Annotated in this window: 2 protein-coding genes; one reads left to right on the forward strand and one right to left on the reverse strand. The window is 43.8% G+C overall.

Annotation, left to right across the window (positions count from 1 at the left end):
• Positions 1 to 176: 176 nt before the first annotated feature.
• Complete coding sequence (locus tag AACQ21_RS05455) at positions 177 to 1,916, reverse strand: bifunctional metallophosphatase/5'-nucleotidase (protein WP_105976298.1); 1,740 nt, start codon at positions 1,914 to 1,916, stop codon at positions 177 to 179.
• Between the two features lie 259 nt (positions 1,917 to 2,175).
• On the opposite strand from AACQ21_RS05455, the gene AACQ21_RS05460 reads away from it, so the two are divergent.
• The coding region (locus AACQ21_RS05460) for a DUF2813 domain-containing protein (RefSeq protein WP_146127512.1) at positions 2,176 to 3,020 on the forward strand (845 nt) is incomplete at its 3' end.

A 3,020-nucleotide genomic window follows, 5' to 3' on the forward strand; every position in this document is an offset into this window, starting at 1 on the left:
CACCAATACAGACCATGCACTGACCCAAGCAACGACGACAGCAGCATCTAACCAATCTCTAATCCACATTATACTTTCCCCTTTCACATCTTCATGCACCTTCATCGGGTTGAAGATGCGTTAAGACTGAAAGTTAAAAAGCAAAGTCTATGCCAGTAAATTTATGTCAAACCGAGTTACTGATAATGATGTTGGGGTTGAGTTCCTGCGTGGTTAAGTATTTCAGGTTTTTCCGTCAGCAGCTCAATAAACGCATCGGCCATTGACACATTCGAAACAAAACCTTCTCCCTTCATTTTCAGTATCGCATCATATCCCTCTTTGCCTTTCATGGTATAGGCCGAAGAGGTTCCACAATAATAACGATTAAGATCAATTGGTTGCCAACCTTTTTGCTCATCAAATAACAACACATTTGTGATGCGTTGTCCTACAGGCCGATCGGCGGCATAAGTAAACGAGAGATTGTGGGTGTAAGGATAACTGCCAGAACCTGTGCCGTCGACCCCATTGCCCAGCGCATTATTAATCGCCCCTTCAAGCATCTCAATTAAGGTTTCTCCCTGCACTCGGTAGACACCAATAGGAACGGCAAAAGGCAATAAATTTCCGGCAATGTCTGCCACCGAAACTTGTCCGGCGTTGAGCGAGTTTCTGACTCCACCAGCGTTATGTATTGCAAACTGCACGGGGTGCCCTCTTTGCCGCATGGCATAGACGAATGATTGAGCCACCAAAGGAGCCAACTCACTCGGCCCAGTTTCATCAGGAATTCTGACGTGTCTTAAGAAACGATCAGCATGCGCGATAATATTTTGTTGTAGCTGACGTACTCGCGGCATGTATTTATCGATCAATATTCCTTGTACCTGCGGATCTTTTTTACACACCACTACATTAGGGTGTTGGCTTAAAAATTCACACGCGGCTAAATGGGCATTATCGGTACCCGCCTCGCTCATGCTGGCATCAAGAAACAGTCGACGACCAAGTAACAGTTCATTACGACCCTGAAATTTTTCCACTTTACCATCGGCTGAAAAGTCGATGTAACAGTGACCTAAACTCAAAGAGTGATAACCCGCTTGGACGACATAAGTGTCGTTAATTCTTAAGCCATACTCATCATCTTTCATCAGCCCTAGTGCACTAAAGTCGCCTTGCAATCGATGGCTATGGCCGCCGACGACAACACTAATGCCTTCCACTTGCTGTGCGAGCTCAATGTCCGCTTCATAACCTAAATGGCTAAGTAGAATAATTTTGTTGATCCCTTTAGCGCGTATTTCAGCAACCGTATTTTTTGCCGTTTGGATAGCGTTAATAAATGGAGTATCGAGATCTGGGTTGGCAATATCAGCCATTTTATCGAGTGACAAGCCGAAAATTGCAATCGTTTCATCACCAGCCTGTTTTTCTATCCAGCGAGCGTATTTACCTTGAGGTTGATAACTTATCACTTGCGGGCTACCGGCTATTGGAAAAGGCTTATTCGATCTTTCATTGGAAAGATCCCAATTGCCAGCTAGCAATGGAAATTGAATACGTTTAACAAAATGGGCAACGGGTTCATTACCCATATCCAGTTCGTGATTGCCTAATGCCATCGCATCAAGATTCAATGCGTTGAGCATGTCCGCATTGGCTTTACCTTTAAATAGCGAGAAATAGAGCGTGCCTTGGAAACAATCCCCAGCGTGTAAAAATACAAAGGCCCGCTTCATACGCGCCGCATCTTCTTTCAATTGCTGAACTCGTGTTGCAATTCGTGCAAAGCCGCCAGCGCTTACATACGGTGTTAAAGTCTGCTGTTGAATGTGGAGAGTCAATTGCAGCGATGTCGGTTCAAAATATGAGTGAGTGTCATTAATGTGTGCCAGCATAATTGATGCTGGTCTATTCTTTTTATGCATCATTTATCTTTCTCTTCTTTTTCCACTCTATCCTAGCTGAAGAATCATGACAGAATCGTGACTTTTATGAAACGAGTTTGAAAATATAATTACGCTAAGTCAACCTCATCACGCTTTGTAGCCTTTGTTTCATTCGGCTGCCCCAACATAAACACTTGATATGTGAGCCAGCAGCCTACTTATCTGCATAATTTCCATTATGCTTAAAGAAAAACAGACTCAGCGAGAAGCTAACTTGTTGAGTTATAAAAGGAGTCTGCCTATGCATCTAGAGCGAATTGAAATTTCCGGATTCAGAGGAATCAAACGTTTATCGCTCGCTTTTGATGAACTCACCACATTGATCGGTGAAAATACTTGGGGTAAGTCCTCATTGTTGGATGCATTATCAGTGGTGCTGCCAGCCAACGGCGTACCTTATCAATTTGAAATGCAAGATTTCCACGTCGATTACTCTATCGCTCACCCTCAAACTCAACATTTACAAATCGTCCTAAGCTTTGTTTCTACAGACAAAAATGAATCTCGATCCGGTCGTTATCGTAAGCTGAGGCCGATTTGGGTTGAAGATGAAACCGGTACGAAACGGATATTCTATCGTATCAGCGCCACTCGTGAGCAATATGATATTACCACTCGCTACCTGTTTTTAGATCTCGAAGGCAACCCACTACCGCTGCATCATTCTGAGAAATTGGCGCAAGAGCTGATGAGCTTACACCCAGTGATCCGTTTGAAAGATTCACGGCGTTTCGAGCGACCTTTCATCAATGGTAATGGTAAAAATTCTCGCGCCGAAAAACGCATTGATAATACCTGTCGTCGCTTATTGGCCATTCCTGGGCATGTCAACAAAGGCGAGATGAGAAGTAGCCTCAATTCAATGAATGTATTAGTTGAGCACTATTTTTCATTCAAAAGCCAGACACGTAAAAACCCAAGACAGCAACGTGACAGCCTAGTCTATTCCAACCCAACCGCCGATAAAAACATAAGCCAATTCGTTGAAGAGACTAAAAATAAGCAAACTCGTTTGTTGTTGATGGGCTTGCTCAATGCTTATCTCCAAGCCAAAGGCCCGACCGACCTACGACGTTGCGCTAGGCC

This window comes from Vibrio sp. V01_P9A10T6, assembly GCF_963877065.1.
GTDB lineage: Bacteria > Pseudomonadota > Gammaproteobacteria > Enterobacterales > Vibrionaceae > Vibrio > Vibrio anguillarum.